Raw genomic sequence first — 1,396 nt, forward strand, 5'->3', positions numbered from 1 at the left:
TTTTGTTACTAATCAGCTCTGGCTACTAATCACAGTAGTAGTAATGTTTGTTTTCTACTATCAAGTTGCTCGCCAAGAAGAAGCGAAATTGTTAGCTAGTAGTTTTGCCGCTGACTATAAAATGTATAAAGAAAACACAGGAATGTTTTTACCTAAGTTATGGCCTCAATCACAAGGTTAAAAGTTTATATATGACCATCTCACACTATAACGATCTCGGCGCTGCGATTCGTGGGGTCTGCCATGCTTGGTGTGAAGAGCAAGGCTATAGCAATCCCTTTTGTCGCAATGGGGAGTGGTGGGCGTATCCCCCTAATGGCGTCATGCCTATCCAAATCAAAACAGTGATGGGAAAAAGTTGCCAGCGCCCAGTTCGACTAGGGCGATTGATTCTGTTTCTCTATCCCGATGGATCCTTAGCCCCTGAGCCTGAGTTAGCTGTTGATGTGACAATTTTAAAATAGAGTGTCCTATTGGGGAGCATGTCACTTATGCAGAACATTTGTACGCTTATCTGGGGAATGGGGAATGGGGAATGGGGAATGGGGAATGGGGAATGGGGAATGGGGAATAGGTAATAGGGGGAGCATGGGGAGCCGGTCAATTTGGTGAGAACGCTTGAACTACAGTGTTTTCAGTTAGGGTTAGGGTTTGAATAGCGTACATGAGTTATTTTAGTACTAATGTTGCTGCGAATAAGACATGCTCCCGTCCTATTGCCTATTGCTAGCATGCCTATTGCTAGCATGCCTATTGCTAGCATGCCTATTCCCTATTCCCTATTCCCTATTCCCTTCTCTTCAAAATGGCCACAACCGTTGCAGCAATCGCCAAATTTTAACCACTAGCTCTTCTATCCAAAGCATGGTGATGTCTAACCACTCGAACACTCTTTCTAAAGGATGCTTAACATATCCTTCTGGAGTTGCTTTAGTGTCAATCCAGTCTTGATTTGGCTCTACATCACTATGGTTTCTAGAGTTAGCGATCGCACTATTTTCTTCTCCCTTAGGTTCTTTAAGCTTGCTGTTACTTGAATTAACAACTACTAAAGGTTGATGTTTAGATTTTTTCGGAGTAGTTTTTCCTAAATTATCCTGAATTTGGGACAGATATGGTAATTTTTTATTACTGAAATTTTTATTCTTGCTGATGGATGGTCTTGATTTATTTTTTGAAGATTTATTTCTCGAAATAATCAGCTTACCTGGAGTTTTTAGTAAGGTTAGGTATCGCTTAAAGAGGGTCCAAATAGACTTTTCTGACTTCACAGGAATCTTGCTGTTGAATCCTTCTGGTAACTGATGTCTAGATTTACTATTAGCAACCGGTGATTGTGCCTGATTTCCGGAGTTGGAGGTTGAGGAATAGAAATTTTGGTAGTGCTCAGATCCAT

3 protein-coding genes are annotated in these 1,396 nt (G+C 41.2%); 2 read left to right on the forward strand and 1 reads right to left on the reverse strand.

Going from position 1 to position 1,396, the window contains the following annotated elements:
• Both F6K53_RS42640 and F6K53_RS42645 read left to right on the forward strand, forming a co-directional pair.
• Positions 1–181 (forward strand): hypothetical protein (locus F6K53_RS42640; RefSeq protein ID WP_293086617.1); only part of this gene is annotated, 181 nt, incomplete at its 5' end.
• Positions 182–191: 10 nt separating this feature from the next.
• Positions 192–464 carry a hypothetical protein gene (locus F6K53_RS42645; RefSeq protein ID WP_293086620.1) on the forward strand — a complete coding sequence of 91 codons (273 nt, stop codon included), beginning with the start codon at positions 192–194 and terminating at the stop codon, positions 462–464.
• A 336-nt stretch (positions 465–800) separates the two neighbouring features.
• Here F6K53_RS42645 and F6K53_RS42650 read toward each other — a convergent pair.
• A partial coding sequence (locus F6K53_RS42650; protein WP_293086623.1) for a hypothetical protein occupies positions 801–1,396 on the reverse strand: 596 nt, incomplete at its 5' end.

This window comes from Moorena sp. SIO4A1 (assembly GCF_010672065.1).
Lineage (GTDB): Bacteria > Cyanobacteriota > Cyanobacteriia > Cyanobacteriales > Coleofasciculaceae > Moorena.

What these genes read in the sequence shown, in the direction of transcription:
- F6K53_RS42645 (WP_293086620.1), top strand. Translation starts at nt 192, where the DNA reads ATGACCATCTCACACTATAACGATCTCGGCGCTGCGATTCGTGGGGTC.